Origin of the sequence: Psychrobacillus sp. NPDC093180 (genome assembly GCF_044754065.1) — a bacterium.
In the GTDB taxonomy this organism is placed as follows: Bacteria; Bacillota; Bacilli; order Bacillales_A; family Planococcaceae; genus Psychrobacillus.
Window position 1 is genome coordinate 80,143 of sequence record NZ_JBIVOJ010000002.1, and the last position, 18,059, is coordinate 98,201.

The window sequence follows — 18,059 nt, forward strand, 5'->3', positions numbered from 1 at the left end:
AGTGTGAAAAAGCAGTGATAGGATTTGGGAATCATATATCTTAAGTAAGATTTAGTTGAAATTGGAATAAGTACAGTTTGAATAATTGTCATAGTGCTGAATAGTAAAAATCATCTTCTTGTTCATACACTAGAGGAATAGTTTCACCATTATCGTTTACGAACATCATCTGATCCCGATGTATTTTTCCAGTAATAATCGAGAAGGGGTGACTATTGTTTTGAAACATGGGCCTTGCAAAATGAACGACGTCGTGAATATGAGAAGATAAATCATTGAAATTAGTAAAAATATAATAGTTGTTCACCATATAAGCTTCGATTTTCAACACCTACTTTTATCGATTTAATGGGGCATTATGTATCTATTCCGCTTTAATTAGTGTATGAATGGCTATTGCAACATTATGCTTGCCCCGAACGCTCGCTATTCACAATAATGATTTCCTCATCCGAGATTTGTTAGAACTTTCGAAGCTTGTATAGATGAACCAATACCTATTTCTCTAGTTAACTTTGTCGGTGTGTAAAAAGATGGAATATTCTATTATTACAATTAAACTATAATTAGTAATGTATATCAATAAAACTTTATACTTATTATAAATAGATAAAAAAAATCTAATTTGATAGGTAAAGATACCCAACTATTTTTAAAGTAATATAATCTTTTTTCCTTTTCAGGTATTTATATTACGTTTGCCCTATTAGACAAATAACTAAATGAATATTATTAGTCATTAAAAAAACACCTCTTATTGTATTTGATGTTTTACACAATCATCTACAAGAAGGGTGTTATTTTATGAGGCATAAAATAAATAAATTACTCGGAATCCTTTAATCCAGAAACCGTTTGCAGAAAAGCGAAGAGCGCTATTTTATCGGATTTTTTGAGTTCAAATCCTTGAAAAGTTACTGGCATCTTCATAATGTTCTCGAGTGCAAATTGTTCATTGCCTTTTATATGTTCAACCGGATAATTCTCTTCCTGCTGCTTTATCGTTTCTTGTTGCTCAGGGAGAAACCCAGCAAGCATTAGCAACTCATCCACATCCGCGCCCAATGGATTTGCAAGAGAATAAATGGATTCTCTTGAAGGATTATATCTTCCTTTTTCCAAAGAGGCGATAAAGGAATAGCTTAAGTTCGATCGTTCAGCTAAACTTCGTAATGTTAACTTTTTTTCTTCACGTAATTTATTTATCCGAGTTCCGAATTTATTCATACAATATCACATCCATTTTCTTCTATAGATGATGATGGCATACAACATACTTAGCCCCAAAGTCAGCGCAACTAGCGATATCAAATGCGCCTAAGTTTAGTTGATAGTAAAGAAGTAGCATCGTTCTCTTGGATGCAGGAGAGGTAAAGAAAAATCAAAATCCAATCTATCTTAAAGGCATCTATATTCATAATAAACTAAAAACATGAAAAGTAATAGAATAATGTTGCGAAAAACAAGGAATTTTGTCTGATTAAGTCGTATGCACTAGTATTTCTCTATGAAAATCTATTATTTTCCTAAGGGCGATAAACAAATGTGAGAAAAGTTCTAATTTTGTGTTGACTTGAAAAATAAAAAAAGTTATGATGTGTTGTATTACGAAACAAAAGAGCGCTATGTGGAGGGATGCTCAAATTGTTGGCTAACAATATAAAAGACTATCGGAAAATTAAAAGTGCAACTCAAGAAGAAATGGCAAAACATATTGGTATTGGTCGAACAGCCCTATCAAGAATTGAAAATGGGGCATACTCTCCAAGTGCCAAGACAATGCAAAAAATATCGAACTACTTTAATGCACCGATTGGCGATATTTTTTTTAACACAGATGTTTCGAAAAACGACACAGAAGGTTAAGGGTTACTTGAAGTGATAAAGAGAATTGAAAGAGTTGAAGGTCACGTATCGCTGACCTGCAGACAGCGATACGTACCACAAATATATATAACTATTTAAAAAGGGGGGAGGAAAATGAGTGCTATCACCGGTATTTTTCATTTAAATGAAGAACCAATAAATATCCAGCATGGTTGTGATTTGATGAGAGCTTTACAGAAGTACCCCGCGGATACAATTCAAACATGGCACTTAGATTCTATTTTTCTTGGATGTCACGTACAATGGATTACCCCTGAATCTGTAGGAGAACAGCTTCCGTTTTACGATTATGAAAGACAGTGCGCTATTACATCAGATGCGATTATCGATAATCGAAAAGAATTATTTGAAAGATTACAAATTGAACCGTCGCATCAAAAGCATATTACGGACAGTGAACTGATTTTACGCTCTTACTATAAATGGGGAGAAGATGCCCCTAAATATTTGATGGGTGATTTTGCCTTTATGATTTGGGACAAGAAACAACAAAGACTTTTCGGGGCTAGAGATTTCTCGGGGAGTCGAACGTTGTATTATTACAAAAATCATAAGAAATTTGCTTTTTGTACGATAATAGAGCCGCTATTAACACTACCTTTTATAGAAAAAAAACTAAATGAACAGTGGTTGGCGGAATATCTAGCGATAGCTGGAATGATGGATGCTGTAGATACCTCTATAACGCCTTATCAACATATCGAACAAGTACCACCATCACATAGCATTTTGATAGAGAAAAATAAGGTTACTCTCAAAAGATATTCTCATTTAACTAAAGGTAAGACACTCAAATTGAAGTCCGATGAGGAATATGTCGAAGCTTTTCAACATGTCTTTCAGGAGGCTGTGACTGCACGGTTAAGAACATATGGTAAGGTTGGGGCACAATTAAGTGGAGGATTAGATTCAGGGGCTGTAGTTAGCTTTGCTGTAAAAAAGCTAAAGATGGAAAACAAACAGTTACATACATTTAGTTATATTCCTCCAAGTGATTTTAAAGATCTTACACCAAAATATTTAGTAGCGGATGAAAGGCCATATATCAAATCCACCGTAGATTATGTTGGGGGGATTGTCGATCATTACTGTGATTTTAAAGGGAAAGACTCTTATTCCGACATCGATGACTATCTTGACATCCTAGAAATGCCGTATAAGTATTTCGGGAATTCTTTTTGGCTGAAGGGGATGTTTGAAAAAGCGTTAGAAGCAGATGTTAATCTATTACTAAATGGTGATCGAGGGAATTTTACAGTTTCTTGGGGATCTGCCTTAGACTATTACACCTTACTTCTAAGAAGGTTCCAATGGAATCGACTCAATAAAGAATTACTTGCCTATCGGAATAATTTTGGCGGCTCTAGATTACGATACTTGAAGGTCCTTGCGAGAAATGGATTACCGATTATGGATCGACTATTTTCAAGGAGTCCACCCGATGAAGTTCTTCGTTTCATCAATCCCAGTTTCGCCGAAAGGACAAGTGTTTATTCTACATTTGAAAAGTATGAAATGGAGCATACTGGTAGGTACGGTAATCCGGATATGTTTGAATTTAGAAAAAAGCACTTTGAAGATGTCTTTCATTGGAATGCTAGTAATACCCTTGCTTCAAAACTTTCTTTGCGTTACTCCGTGTGGAAGAGAGATCCTACCAATGATTTACGTGTCGTCCAATTTTGTTTATCGGTCCCTGAAAGTCAGTATGTACAAAATGGAATGACTCGCGCGCTCATACGACGTGCTACTGAAAATTATTTGCCAGATCAGGTTCGATTAAATGAACGTGTACGAGGTGTTCAAGGAGCTGATTGGGTTCATCGAATGATTCCCAATTGGGAGGCGTTTAGAGAAGAGGTACTCCAACTTCGTTTGGATCAAAGAACACTAGAATATATTGATGGTCAATCTTTACAAGCAGCTTTAATAAAGCTAGAGCAGCAGCCAGTGGTCGAAGATGACAGTAATCCCCACTATAAATTTTTAATGCAGGCTTTAATTGTTCATCGATTCTTAAAAAAGTTTAATTAAAGGAGGTGATACATATGAAAATGGAATGGGAAAAGCCTGAATTAGAAGTACTTGATGTAAATGAGACTATGGCTGGTGCCACAGGCACTAGGCTTGACGGCTCTTATGAGCAAGGTCATCCTGCTTTTGATATTTTTAGTTAAGCTAACAGGAGTGTTTGTATCATCATCTCCATTAGCCCAAATATTTTTGACTAATGGAGATATTGTATTCTGAGCGTAGAATAGATCACAGTTTCCCTATTTACTCTTATATAGATACTAAGGAAATTTACCTAAATGGTTAACATATTTTTAACTTTTACATTATCTACAAGAAAGAACTCACTTCATTTTAGACTATTCGGAGAGGTGCTTTGTTGAAATCCCGGGTATCAGAAGGGAAAGTTATATGCCGAGTAAAATAAAATCAATTTATAAAGCGTTTGGATTAACAATTTCAAGTGAAATTCATTTGCCGGAATTAACCCAAATTGGTGATGTAGGAATTGTAACCGATGTTGTAATTGAACAAGGTAATCTTCGTACATTGTGGCCTGAGAATTCAGAAGAAGACTTTATTATAAATGAAAATTGGATTCTGTTTAAAATCCCACAAACAGCACTTTTTTTAATTCAAAAAGGAAATAAAATCGTAGTCTCCCCAATGAATGGATCCGATGAAGACCAAATTCGCCTTTTACTCTTGGGAACTTGCATGGGAGCCATCTTATTACAAAGAAAAATCCTTCCTTTACATGGAAGTGCAATTGCTATAGATGGAAAGGCTTACGCCATTGTAGGTGATTCTGGTGCAGGAAAATCTACACTTGCTTCTTCTTTTTTAAAAAAGGGTTATCAATTGTTGAGTGATGATGTGATACCTATAACCTTAAATCATGCGAATGTGCCAATTGTAAAGCCAGCTTATCCTCAACAAAAATTATGGTTGGAAAGCTTAAATCATTTCGAAATGGAATCTACGAATTATCAACCGCTTTTTGTTAGAGAAACAAAATTCGCTGTTCCTGTTGAATCACAATTCGCTACTGAACCATTCCCACTTGCTGGGATCTTCGAATTAGTCAAAGTAGATTGTCAGGAGATTGACATTCAACCAATTGAAAAGATGCAACGGTTTTATAAATTGTATACCCACACCTATCGCAATTTCTTTATACAACGTGCTGGATTAATGGAATGGCATTTTGATCTATCTTCTAAAATGATGAATAAAATAGATTTTCATCAAATTAGCCGTCCGAATACACGTTTTACGGCGAATGACTTGGCCGAACTTATTTTAACCACACTAAAGCTAGAGGAGACTATACATGGTTACTAATCAAAAGAATTCTTTATTTAGTCAAAAACAAGGAAACATCGTAAGTGATATGGATGGTGAAAAAGTAATGCTAAGCATCCAAAGTGGAAAGTATTACAATCTAGGCGAATTAGGCGGGGAGATTTGGGGACTTATGGAAGAACCCATTACAATTGAAAAGTTGGTTGCAAACTTAGTGTCTCGTTATGACGTTGAGAAAGCTGAGTGTGAAGAACAAGTTACTGCCTTTTTGACTAAATTGCTCAAGGAGGAATTGATTAACAAAAACTAGTAGATTCATGACTTTCTCTAGGGAGGAAACAGTGAACATGTTAAAGAAACTTCGTATGTTTTTACGATTAAATATGCAAACAAAATTGCTCCTTATGGAGGCTTACTATCATTTAGGGAGGGGACGTTACCTAAAAAGCATTCCATTTTCCAAAGTAGCACCTTCCCTTGGTGAAGAAATGAAAGAGACGTCTTTTTCTCCCCTTATATCGAACAAAGAAGAATTAGCGCGTATATCTAAAGCCATTCATCTTATGAGTCGCTATACTTTTTGGGAAAGTCAATGTCTTGTCAAAGCAATCGCTGGCATGAAAATGCTTGAGAAACGAAATATTGAAAGTACCCTTTACCTGGGAACCGCAAAAGATCAAAATGGAGATTTTATTGCACATGCATGGTTACGTAGTGGACCCTTTTATGTGTCAGGTGCTGAAGTGATGGACAGGTTTACGGTTGTGGCTAAATTTGCGAAGGAAAGCAAATGAAATAGGCTGGATGACTAAAAAGGATTGTTTGTGGTGCTGAAAAAATCTATTGGTAATTTTATTTAATTTCTATGTATGTAGGACAGGTCATTGTGATTACCAGTGATTCGTTGATGTTTTGACTGCAGTAAGATTTTGGTACGGTAAACTATTCTTTTTCTAAATCAGCGTAACGTTGAATTACTTTTGATATTCTGGAGTTTTCCGTACTATTCAATTCCCTCGCTTCTATTATCCTCTTGATTTATTGCCCCGAATGGACAGGCTTTATTGTTAGTACAAAAATTAGGTGAAGAATGGGTTTAGGGCATACGATTGGAGGATTTTATTTTGAAGTATCTCTGGCACTTTACAAAACAAATACATGATTATTCAGGAAAAGTTCTTTATGTCAATCTTATTTGTATGATGTTAATTGGCTTATTGGAAAGTGTAGGGATCTTTTTGTTAATCCCTCTGATTGGTTTAACGGGTATTTTGGATATCAGCACCGATGGAATTTCTTTATTAAGTTGGATGACTAACATTTTTTCAGGAATTCCTGAAACAGTCAGTCTCCTCATCATATTAGGCGTTTACGTATTATTAATGGTGGGACAAAGTGTCTTTAAACGAAATCAAACAATCTTGGGAGCGAAAATTCAGCAAGGTTTTATTCGTCGATTAAAGGAAGATACCTATAGAAGTTTGCTTCAAGCTAATTGGGGATTTTATCTAAAAAAAAGGAAATCGGATATTATCAATATCATGACAAATGAGATGTATAACGTTAATGCAGGTGTTTATTTGTTTTTACAGCTTATATCTTCCCTTATCTTTACGTGCATTCAAATCGCGATTGCATTTTACTTATCCGTTACCATGACGAGTTTTATTTTATTCTTTGGTCTTATTCTTCTTCTTTTTTCTAAAAAGTTCATTAGAAGTTCTCAATCTTTTGGAAAGGAAACGGTGGAGTTAACGCAAACATACTTAGCGGGGATGACGGATCACTTTAATGGTATCAAGGATATTAAAAGTAATTCATTAGAGGAATCTCATTTGAATTGGTTTTTCTCCTTAACTAAAAAGATGGAGCAAAACAAGATAAAATTAACGACTGTCAATACGACTTCCCAAATGATTTTCAAAATGGTTTCAGCTATTCTAATTGCAATATTTGTGTTTATTTCCATAAAAATGTTCGCAGCCCAACCAGCACAAATTATGTTGATCATGATTATTTTTACAAGGCTATGGCCAAGGATAACAGGTATTCAATCTAATTTAGAGCAACTAGGTGCGACTATTCCATCTCTTCGAGCACTATTGAATTTACAAAATGAAAGTTTGGAAGCAAGAGAATTACATAATACAGATTATAAAAATGTTAAACCAATTGCGATTACACAAGGCTTAAATTGTCTGCATGTTCACTTTAAATATAATCGAAAGGAAGATACGTATGCGCTAAAAAATATAAACATACACATACCAGCAAACCGGATGACAGCTATAGTAGGTCCATCGGGTGCTGGAAAAAGCACTTTAATAGATATGTTAATGGGATTAAATCAAGCGGACCAGGGAATGGTCACCATTGATCATGAACCTCTTACGGAAAATAACTTAGTATCCTTAAGAAAATTGGTTAGTTATATTCCACAAGACCCATTTCTATTTAACGCAACCATTCGAGAAAATTTACTGCTCATTGATCCCGATGCAATGGAAGAAACCGTTTGGGAGGCTTTAGAATTTGCCGCAGCTGCTGATTTTGTAAGAAAACTTCCACAAGGCCTGGATACCCTTATAGGCGATCGAGGAATTCGACTATCTGGTGGAGAAAGGCAACGACTTGTATTAGCCCGGGCCATTTTACGAAAGCCATCCATCCTTGTTTTAGATGAGGCAACAAGTGCATTAGACGTAGAGAACGAACTTAAGATTCAAGGTGCGATTGAGAGATTAAAAGGAACAATGACCATTATCGTAATTGCTCACCGCTTATCTACCATTCGCAACGCGGATCAAGTCCTCGTAATGGACGGGGGAGAAATTATTCAAGAAGGTGAATATAACCAGCTAGCGAATGAAGAAGATGGAATGTTTGGCAACCTTCTAGATATCCAAATGCAAGCTAGCATGTGATCGCATCTTGCACAAGTACCTACCCACAACAATGGATGTTTTAAATCGTTATAGATTGAAAGATAGTGAAAGCAACTATTTCTAAAAAGATAAACAGACATAATCTCACATTTATATAGAAGGAAATCAAAAATATAGAGATTTTAATATATTGACGAGGGGGATTCTTATGAGAAGATGGTTTGGGAAATGGAAGTGTAAGCTGAAAGGCTATCATCGGATGAGTTATTACTCTGATCGTTGCAGTCGCTGTGGATATGTAAGGAAAAACGGCATGACAATGTAGTGGGGCGTGAAATTTTTGACAGTTGGCTGGTTCAAAAACGCATCTATTTTAGAAAAAATTCTGATAAGCAAGCACCGCATAACGCTCCCTAAAAAAAAGGTGGCGTTATTTTCTTTGGTTTAAAAAAACTACATGATACAGATACCCTGCATTTATGGTTAACATGATGCTTGTTTATGTATATAGGGATCACCGATATAATAAATTATTAGGGAATAGATTGGGATTTTGAAGAATAATATATATGTAGAGGAAGTGAATTAATTGCATTGAAGGGAATGATTATGATATTTGAACCTCGAGTTACTTCTATTTCACAGATCCAATCAGAATCTCGAACCTATGATATTGTATATATTCGTATAGATTTAAATTATGCCTCGAAAAAGGCAAAACTCCTTTACGATAAGTATGTTTTTGTTTTTACGACGAACAGAAATTCGGAAGATTATGGGGCTGTTAGTATTGAGCTCGAAAAGGATGCAAACCTTTCATCGTTTTATTCAGATGTTCAAGAAAGAGGTACTTTTCATGTGAATAACAATGAAAGTATGGTAATAAATGAGTTTTTGGAATTAAGAATAGAAGAGAAAGATTCAACAAGACATTTTGTTGCTTATCTAAAAGATCAATTATTTTATAAAAATCACAAGCCCTGGTACAAACAGGATATCCGTGTATTACTATTCAGTGAAAATGGTAATATGAAGGACAGTTTTGATAATATGTCCTCGTTACAACTAGCTCCAGAGTTTGCTGCAAAGATTGAATTAGATCACTATAATGATTTAAAAAATTATTGTAGAAATGGACTGCGTTTTATAGAAAGTATAAAGATACCAGTAAATGACAAGCATGAAAAAAAGATTTTGGAACAAATTTTGCAATTGGCAAAAGAAGAAGAAAAGCTAATGCAAAAGAAATATTATTTAATGCTAGATGAATACCTAAACAGGCTTAAACAATGTAGACACCACTTTAGAAACTTTGAGATTTCTTAATTTTGATTGCTTGTAGAAAGTAAAGACAGAAAATAACATGTCCCTCTGCGAGAAAAGATCTACACTATTCTGATAATCCACTGCGTATTGTTTCATGACCAATCACTATCATATCTTGATCAAACCAATGAAAGATCCACTTAGTAAAATTATGGGTCTTATCAATAAGCGTTATAGTGATTCATACGCCAAACGCTATAACCATATAGGCAGAATTTATCAAAAAAGATATTTTGCAAAAGAAGTAGACATGCGTTTAGGTTTACTTGCAGTAAGCAGTTATATACATCGTAATCCAATTGATACGAAACAACCAATGGTCGAGCAATTAGAATGGTATCCATATAGCTCTTATCCTTACTACTTCGATGAAACGAAACCGCCCCCTCTTTTTCTAGATACAGAAATCCTAAAAGAGTTACTACTGCCAACAATGGAAAAAACAAACGTGCCTATTTTCAGTATTGTATAGAGTATCGTCAACAATTGGAAGAAGATATATGAGGCCTGTGACAGTCCTGTAAAAAAGTTCAATTATAGATCTGTATAATTGTACGGTTGGAACAAACTGTCTGGAAAGAAACCTGTTTAAACCTAGGTACTCAGCTTGAAGTTTTTCTAAACACGAATAGTAGAAGTAGTGTAAAGTGACAAGAAACAGAGGAAGGATTCTTAAAAACAGTCTGTCCTTCTGGATAATGAAAATGTTAGAAACATATCCTCTTCATATAGCTTAATCTAACAAAGGGGATTTCATGATGAGAAAAGGCCAAAGAAGCATGCTCTTACTTTTTATTATCATCTCCATCTGTTCATTAATTGTGTTGATAGGCTCTATTAATTACCTATTTTCGTCGAGCAATCAATCTAAAAAAGTAGTAGAAGCTTTTTATACTTATGAACAAAGTGCAGACTTTGCTGATTCATGGGAATTACTTCATCCTCTTATGAAGGATAGATGGAGTAAAACACAGTTTATGACTGACCGTTTGCATGTTTTTGTAGGCCATTACGGTACCGATACTTTCCAATTTACAATAGAGGAAGACAATAAAATTAAGGGTTGGAAAATGGCAAAAGAATCGGAACCATTTGATGTAGCTTACAAATTTAAAGTCATTCAAACCTACAAAGGAAAATACGGAAAGTTCAGCTTCCTACAAGAGGTATATGTGGTTAAGGATGAAGAAGAGTGGAGGATACTGTGGGATTATAATTAAAATAGTTAAAACGGTTCCCAACAATATTAATAGAAGAAAATAAGATAAAAACTTTTACTTTAGGATAAATAAGAAGTACCTATTACAGAACTACCATCCATACCCACTTGCACCAGAAGGAGCTAAAATCAAAAATCTTACCTAATTAAAGCCTCGCAGTGTTGAGAACAACTCGCAATTTTCCGTTCCTAAAAAACAACGCACACTTGAATTGATGAGTTTTTAAGTATGCTTATCTGTTGCAATAGCAAAGTATAGCCCATGCCGATATGACATCTGAGGATGTTTATATAGCTTGGATATGTTCACTAAATAGTAAAAAAGACTATTCTTAGCAATAAGCTATATTTTTTAAAGCAAAATTAAATAAAATATGTATTCTGGTATCCAATCACTCTCCGCTAATGAGGAGGTGCTTATTGGAAGGCTCCACTTGATCCTAGCTTTAGCTGGTCAATTGTTGTCTTCTTTTTTTATGCCAATTTGGCCACTTTTGCTAAACTAGCGAATTAGAATTATTCACAGTGAAAAAGTTAGTATTACATATAAAAATTGTAATTATTTCATTCTAAAATGTCTAATTACTTTTAAAAAGATGATATAATATTCCTAATGTCGAATGAAATGAGGGGTATTTCGGTGGGGGTATTTAGGGATACTAGTAAATTAGCAAATACATATCTTGGAGGAGCTGCTAAAGGCGGGGTTAAATTAATTAGCAATGTAGTATCTAAGAAAAATGAAAAAATCGGACGTTATGTAGGGGAATTGGGTGAGACTGTTATTGAAGCTTCAAAATGCGCCGTTGATTCAGTCGGGCAATTTGCCGATGGTACAGTGCAAGGTGTCTATGGAATTGTCAAAAAAGATACTTATCACAAACAACAAGGTTGGGGAGATATTAAGGATTCAACAGGACGAACCATAAAGGGCGTTGGTTCAGGTATCAAATATACAGTGAGAAGTACTGGCATTACGCTCCATGGGATCATGAATAAAGACAAACAAGAGATTCTCCAAGGCGTGGGGAACTTAGGTAAAGTTGTAGCGGTCAGTGCTTTTGCAATAGGAGTGTTTGATATTGTCGACGGCCCTGACTTAGTGCAAGCAGAAACCCTGGAAACTCGCAATGATCACTTAGCTGGATTGAATCACTCTGAAACAGGGGTTCCGTTCATAGAGCGAACAATTGAATTACCTACTGGTGAATTGCAAACAGGCACTTTTCCTTCGTTCGCCTCTCAATTCAGTATTATATTAGCCGAAGAAATGTATTTAGAAAGCGACAACACCCATTTTCAAATAGCAAATCAAACACTTTACCAAGCAATTCAAGAATCACCAAAAGTAGCAACTGAATTAGGATTATCTCAATTAGATGTACAAGCATTAGCTAATGGCATAACACCCGCCGGCTATGATTGGCACCACAATGAACAACCAGGGGTACTTCAACTAGTTGATGAAGAAACGCATCAAAACACTGGGCACACAGGTGGCAGGGAGATTTGGGGTGGGGGTAGTGAACATCGATAAGTAGACAAGGTGAAGATATCTATTCAAATGCTTCAAAAAAGGATAAGTGATTAAATTAAGATATCTTGAAAAATTCTTTTGGATTTAAAGATGTTGACTAATATAAGGAAAATGAACAGGTTCTAATGTTAATGATTTATCAGAACATTTTTAAGAAAGCAAAAATGATTAATGTAGTAGTTAATTATACATTCAACTTTTTTTGTTTTTTCTATGGAGGGTAAATGTCTATTGAAAGAAAGTTATTATGACATATTAGAAATTCAAGAGAACGCTGGGGAAGAACAGATAAAAAAAGGATACATATTACAGCTTCGAAAGTACCCAAATGAAAAGTATCCTGAAGAGTTTAAAGCTATTAGAAATGCCTATGAGGTATTAAGTGACCCAATTAGTAGAAATGAATATGATTTAATGACAGTTCACGGTAAGGAAATTGAAGTATTAAGTTTAGAAGCTGAAAAGTCAGCCTTAAAAGAAGATTATGCCTCAGCAGCGATGTTTTATAAAAAAATATTGATTATAGTACCCTCATTAATGAATATTCGAAATAAATATGCTGTTGCATTAATAAATAGTAACAATGAAGATAAAGCAATTATTCAATTAGAAAAACTGATTAAGCTAGACGATACAAATGCTGTCTACTTTTTTAATTTGGGACTTGCATATGAAAAAATAGATAAAGAGTATCTTGCAATAGAAAATTATAAAAAAGCTCTAATTCTTGATTCGAATAATATTAACATTTTATTTGCAATTAGTGATGTATACGTAACATTAAGAGATTATAAAAGTGCGAAAATGATTATGGAAGATGTAATAAATCAAAATGTAGAGGATAATTTTCATAATTTTGTATTCCTTTTTAAACAGCTCAAAATTGATGTGTTCGCAAAGGATATTAATTCATTTCTTCAAACATTTAAAAGGATAGAGAAACTTTTAAGTATCCATCCAAGCGAAAAAAAATATGCCGCTATAGAATTTGGAAAGTTCGCTAGTAAATTATTTGAATATAATGCTTTTGAATGGGCGCATTATGTTACCGAAAAAGGAATTGAATTAAATCCAGAAGATATATATTTAGCAAACCTTTTGGAAGAAACTAATAATAAGAAGAATTTATATGAAGAATTCAATTCGCTACACAGTGACAAAAAGATAATCGGACCAATACGACATTCAATGTATCTATTTTTATTTAAGGATGATTATGAGGAAAGTAAATTTAATGAAAGTCTTGAAAAAATGCATGAGGATTTAGAGACAGCATATATCTATGATCCAATTGAAACACTTAAAACCATTAAGCGAATTAAAGTAATCTATCCTAATACTTACAAAAAACGTGAAGATTTTTTTGGAACTATACAGACACTTAGTAAAGAGAGTAAGGAAAGGGAAGAACAGTATAGTGAATGTTTGAAGGATCGTTTAATCGTAAATTCCCTAAAAAGATTAGTTAGTTTATACCTGTCATCGGTTGAAGAAAAGGAGAGGCTCAATTACTTTGAAGATATACTTGATGAAATGGGGGATGAACATCCTACTGCAATAATTGATTCTATAAATCGTTTAAGTATTAGTTATCCAAGATTATTTGCTTTAAATAGTGAGTATTTTACAAAACTAAAAAGTAGTCTATGTTAAAAACTAAGGCAATGAATTTCAAACATACAACAGCAAGTATATTTATTTAAATCCTCAATAGAAGGGGGAATGTAAATGAATGAGCAAAATGAATTTCTATTAGCTTCGTTTATACAACTAGAGAAAGACTTTAATATTGCGTTTACTGAAAATGATTTTGAAAAAGAACAGTATACATTACTACGAGTTTTCAAGTTACTTAATAGAATAGAGACACTTGTAGAACAGACGATGAAGAGCAGTAATCATCACCAAGCCATGAAACTATATCAACTGACAGATAAGATCAAAGTTAGCCTTGGTAAATGGTATGCTGCTAATGCTTATAAAAATGAAATGTTTGGAGACTTCCAAAAATCAGAGTCATGCTGGTTAGCTGCAATTTCCTACCATATGGATGCAGATTATTATATTCAATACGCACATATAACATTACGGAACAAAGGATTGTTAGTTAATAAAGAAATTAACGAAAACATGGAGATTATTACAGTTCACAATGTGAGAGAAATAAGAATATGCTTAAAAAGAGCAAGAGTAGCCTTAAAAAGTGCATTAGATATAAATAAAGATAAAAAAGTCGAAACCATCCGCTATTTATTAGGGTGGATAGACTTAATAGAAAAGGAAATAAATAATAACAAAATACTGGTAGATACACTTTCCTTACCAATTAAAGAAATTTCCTTTAATGAAATAATTGAGGAATTTCATAAAAAAATTGGAATGGAAGTGGTAAAACGTAAAGTAAAAGAAATTAGTGATTGGGTAACATTTTCAAAATTAAGAAGAGAAAATGGACTTAAAGCAGATGATATTAGCTTACATATGATACTAATCGGAAACCCAGGAACAGGTAAAACAACTGTTGCAAGAACGTTGGCTAAAATCTATAAAGCGTTAGGGGTTTTAAAAAAAGGCCATCTAGTGGAGGTTACTAGGGCGGAATTAGTGGCAGAGTATGTAGGCCAAACAGCCATTAAAACTAAGAAGAAAATAGAAGAGGCTCGACATGGAGTCTTATTTATCGATGAAGCCTACTCACTTAGTCGAGGTAATGGGAATGATTTTGGAATAGAAGCGATTGATACGATTACTAAAGAAATGGAAGACATGAGAGGAGAATTAGTTGTTATATTAGCTGGGTATCCCAAGGAGATGGAAAAGTTTATCCAATCTAATCCGGGGTTAAATTCTCGTTTTAAGTTTCAGATTGATTTTCCTGACTATACTGTAGAGCAGCTTATGCAGATTCATCATCTTCTCTTAAAGGAGAAACAGTATAAATTAACAAGGAAAGCTGAATTTATCTTACAGAGACTGATTGAAAAAGCAGTTAGAGAAAACCCAAATAGCCATGGTAATGGAAGGCTGATTAGAAATATTATTGAAGAAGAAATTTTAAGTAAAGCATCACTTATAGTCGAGCAAAAGCAAAATGATATGTTAATACAAGAATTAGACATTATTGATGAAACGGTTATGAGAAGGGTCCAAATGGCCTGGTCAGGAGAGAGAGATAGAAATAATATAGTTAAGAATCAAATGTCTATCTAACTTAGAAAGAGAGATGAAGAATGGGGAATATTAATATTATTTCTATCAGGAATTTCTCTACCCTACATGCAAGTTGTATCAAAGTGTATATGAATAGAAGTCTGAAATGGAATACTGGTTATCTTTTTGTGGAGTTCAATAGACTATTTTCTAGATTTCACGCAGTAATAATTAAGAGTTTGGAAAATGACTCAGCAGTATTGTTTAAATGGGAGTCAACAATAAAAAAATTAAAAAATCGAATAGATGATGAATATGAATGTGAATTGGAATCTGAGTTGTTTAAAGGAGGTAGTATGCCAGTGAGAATGGATAGTGAGTATATGAAAGAAATTCAGACTCAATTACTTGAACTTAGTACAATAAAGTTGGAGGAATTTTCAGAATTGAAATCAACTGAAAATAACCTGGATATTGAATCTATAGTAAGTGAAATTAAGGGTGAAGTGAAAAAAGGTAATAAAGTGCAGTTTAAATTAATTGAAGAATTAAAAGTAACTATTGAAGAGCTGTCTATGAATGCTTCTTCTACAGCTAAGGAATCAATTAAAGATAGCTTAATAGAATTTGAACAAAAAACTAATAAATTCATGAATTTAGCAATTAGTTCATTAGATTCTATGGATTTAATTTATCAGTCTGTTTTATCTACAGATATGAAAGAATGGGCTCCACAAATAGAAGGTATTATAAAAGAATTTTTGGTGGTATTGGATAGTTTCGGTATTGAAGAAATTATTGCTGAGAATACATTTTTTAATGGAGAAACAATGATTAGCATTGGTACTGTACCGAATACTAAAGCACCAGAACTAGAGAGATATCAAGTATATTTAGTAAAACAAAGAGGGTTTCAATTCAAAGATAGTGGCAAGTTAATTAGAGAAGCAACAGTAATAACTATATATTAGGGGGAAAATTATTATGACAATTATTGGTATTGACTTAGGAACCACAAACTCTGCAATTGCTTATTTAAAGAATGGTAAGCCGGTTATTATAGAAAATGATAGAGGTGAGAGAACGACGCCATCTGTTTTTCAATTAAATTATAAAGGAGAAATACAAGTTGGATCAGTTGCAAAACAAGGTTACCCTTCTTATCCAAAAGAAACTGCTCTTGAAGTAAAAAGATTAATGGGTACTGACGAGAAAATTCAGGTTTCTGGACAAGAATTTAGGCCTGAAGAGATTTCAGCACAGATATTAAAGTATTTAATATCGTCTGCTGAGAAATTTCTAGGAGAAAAAGTAACAGAGGCAGTTATTACAGTGCCTGCCTATTTTTCAGATTCTCAGAGAAAAGCAACACAAATAGCAGGAGAATTGGCTGGTGTAAAAGTAGAGAGAATTATTAACGAGCCAACAGCTGCAGCAATTGCATTTGGCATAGAGAATATGGAAAAAAATAAGAATATCCTTGTTTATGATTTAGGTGGTGGAACTTTTGACGTTTCAGTTGTTGAATTATTCTCAGGTGTTATTGAAGTAAAAGCAAGTGCAGGAAACAATAAATTAGGTGGAATGGATTTTGATAATTTAATTGTGGAGTGGTTATTACAGAAATACAAAGATGAAAGTGGACTAGATTTGCTAAAGATAGGATTAGATGAAGAGATACTACAAAGAACAGCTAGACTGAAGTTGGAAGCAGAAAATGTGAAGAAGACTTTATCAACCCAACAGTTCGCTAAGTTTAATTTACCATTTATCGCGATAAATGGGAATAATCCTATAAGCTTAGATTATGAAATAACAAGATCACAATTTGAAAATATGATTAGAGAAAAAGTTGAATCTACATTTGCTGAAGTTGATAAGGCTTTAAAGGATGCAAACCTTGCTATTAAAGATCTCGATGAAGTCCTTCTAGTAGGGGGATCAACGAGAATTCCGTTAATTCAGGAGATGATACAAACTAAACTCTCTAAGAATACACGCAAAGATATTAATCCTGACGAAGCCATTGCCTTGGGTGCAGCAGTTCAAGCCGGAATTAAGAGTGGAGAGATTAGCAGTTCAAATGGTCTTATGGTAATCGATGTTTGTCCATACACATTAGGCGTAGATGTCGTGAAAAATGTAGGAGGGCAAATAGTACCGGGGTTCTTTGATCCTATTATTATGAGAAACAGCACTATTCCGATTACAGAAAGCAACATTTACCATACCTCTAATGATTATCAAGAACTAGTGGAGCTAGGAATATTCCAAGGGGACGACCAAGATATTTACGTTCGGGATGAATTAAGAATATCCAAAGAAGATATTGTGATATCGGGGATACCATCTAAACCAGCAGGAGAAGAAAAAATAGAAGTGAAATTTTCTTATGATATCAATGGAATGCTAAGTGTTGAAGCTACAGTGATTAGTACTGGTAAGAAAATAAACAAAGTTATCGACATTCAGACCGGAGTAATGTCTAGTCAAGAAATTGCAGAGTCTAAAGCGAAAATTGAAGTACTTTGGAATGAATCAGAACTTTATGATGAAGTAAAATTAGTAATTAATAGAGCAGAAAAAGTACGTGAAGATGTCGATGGAAATGAACGAGAAAAAATTGATAGATTACTAGAGAAATTAAAACAAAGTCTCATAGAGAATAATAAAATCCAAGTAGAACAGCTTGAAGATGAGTTAACAGATTTGTTAATAGAACTTGTATAAGGGAATT

17 protein-coding genes are annotated in these 18,059 nt (G+C 33.9%); 15 read left to right on the forward strand and 2 right to left on the reverse strand.

Going from position 1 to position 18,059, the window contains the following annotated elements; genetic code table 11:
• Window positions 1–88 precede the first annotated feature (88 nt).
• Entirely contained in the window at window positions 89–328 is a 240-nt protein-coding gene (locus ACIP9W_RS03560; protein WP_400786096.1) for a hypothetical protein, read from the reverse strand.
• Window positions 329–825: 497 nt separating this feature from the next.
• Window positions 826–1,227, reverse strand: a complete 402-nt coding sequence (locus ACIP9W_RS03565; RefSeq protein WP_400786098.1) for a helix-turn-helix domain-containing protein — start codon at window positions 1,225–1,227, stop codon at window positions 826–828.
• Window positions 1,228–1,647: 420 nt separating this feature from the next.
• Here ACIP9W_RS03565 and ACIP9W_RS03570 point away from each other — a divergent pair, with 420 nt between their 5' ends.
• From ACIP9W_RS03570 to ACIP9W_RS03640, 15 genes are all read left to right on the forward strand, one after another.
• Entirely contained in the window at window positions 1,648–1,866 is a 219-nt protein-coding gene (locus tag ACIP9W_RS03570; protein ID WP_400786100.1) for a helix-turn-helix transcriptional regulator, read from the forward strand.
• Window positions 1,867–1,980: 114 nt separating this feature from the next.
• Entirely contained in the window at window positions 1,981–3,921 is a 1,941-nt protein-coding gene (locus ACIP9W_RS03575; RefSeq protein WP_400786103.1) for an asparagine synthase-related protein, read from the forward strand.
• A gap of 14 nt (window positions 3,922–3,935) precedes the next feature.
• Entirely contained in the window at window positions 3,936–4,064 is a 129-nt protein-coding gene (locus tag ACIP9W_RS03580; protein WP_400786105.1) for a paeninodin family lasso peptide, read from the forward strand.
• Between the two features lie 247 nt (window positions 4,065–4,311).
• Complete coding sequence (locus tag ACIP9W_RS03585) at window positions 4,312–5,244, forward strand: aldolase (protein WP_400786108.1); 933 nt, start codon at window positions 4,312–4,314, stop codon at window positions 5,242–5,244.
• Window positions 5,234–5,515, forward strand: coding sequence for a lasso peptide biosynthesis PqqD family chaperone (locus ACIP9W_RS03590; protein WP_400786110.1), 282 nt, complete (start codon window positions 5,234–5,236; stop codon window positions 5,513–5,515). Before ACIP9W_RS03585 ends, ACIP9W_RS03590 begins: the two co-directional genes overlap by 11 nt.
• A 31-nt stretch (window positions 5,516–5,546) precedes the next feature.
• Window positions 5,547–5,999 carry a lasso peptide biosynthesis B2 protein gene (locus ACIP9W_RS03595; RefSeq protein WP_400786112.1) on the forward strand — a complete coding sequence of 151 codons (453 nt, stop codon included), beginning with the start codon at window positions 5,547–5,549 and terminating at the stop codon, window positions 5,997–5,999.
• A gap of 330 nt (window positions 6,000–6,329) precedes the next feature.
• A complete protein-coding gene (locus ACIP9W_RS03600; RefSeq protein ID WP_400786115.1) occupies window positions 6,330–8,129 on the forward strand; it encodes an ABC transporter ATP-binding protein in 1,800 nt (599 codons plus the stop codon).
• Window positions 8,130–8,699: 570 nt separating this feature from the next.
• Window positions 8,700–9,416 carry a hypothetical protein gene (locus ACIP9W_RS03605; protein ID WP_400786117.1) on the forward strand — a complete coding sequence of 239 codons (717 nt, stop codon included), beginning with the start codon at window positions 8,700–8,702 and terminating at the stop codon, window positions 9,414–9,416.
• A gap of 94 nt (window positions 9,417–9,510) precedes the next feature.
• Complete coding sequence (locus tag ACIP9W_RS03610) at window positions 9,511–9,888, forward strand: transposase (protein ID WP_400786119.1); 378 nt, start codon at window positions 9,511–9,513, stop codon at window positions 9,886–9,888.
• 283 nt (window positions 9,889–10,171) lie between these two features.
• Window positions 10,172–10,636 (forward strand): hypothetical protein, encoded by a 465-nt coding sequence (locus ACIP9W_RS03615; protein ID WP_400786120.1) that lies wholly within the window; start codon window positions 10,172–10,174, stop codon window positions 10,634–10,636.
• 639 nt (window positions 10,637–11,275) lie between these two features.
• Complete coding sequence (locus ACIP9W_RS03620; RefSeq protein ID WP_400786123.1) at window positions 11,276–12,172, forward strand: HNH endonuclease; 897 nt, start codon at window positions 11,276–11,278, stop codon at window positions 12,170–12,172.
• Between the two features lie 231 nt (window positions 12,173–12,403).
• Window positions 12,404–13,825: a J domain-containing protein gene (locus tag ACIP9W_RS03625; RefSeq protein WP_400786126.1), complete on the forward strand. Its 1,422-nt coding sequence runs from the start codon at window positions 12,404–12,406 to the stop codon at window positions 13,823–13,825.
• A gap of 75 nt (window positions 13,826–13,900) precedes the next feature.
• Entirely contained in the window at window positions 13,901–15,382 is a 1,482-nt protein-coding gene (locus ACIP9W_RS03630; protein WP_400786128.1) for an AAA family ATPase, read from the forward strand.
• A 20-nt stretch (window positions 15,383–15,402) separates the two neighbouring features.
• Window positions 15,403–16,293 (forward strand): nucleotide exchange factor GrpE, encoded by an 891-nt coding sequence (gene grpE, locus ACIP9W_RS03635; protein ID WP_400786129.1) that lies wholly within the window; start codon window positions 15,403–15,405, stop codon window positions 16,291–16,293.
• Between the two features lie 13 nt (window positions 16,294–16,306).
• Window positions 16,307–18,052, forward strand: coding sequence for an Hsp70 family protein (locus ACIP9W_RS03640; RefSeq protein WP_400786132.1), 1,746 nt, complete (start codon window positions 16,307–16,309; stop codon window positions 18,050–18,052).
• Window positions 18,053–18,059: the final 7 nt, after the last annotated feature.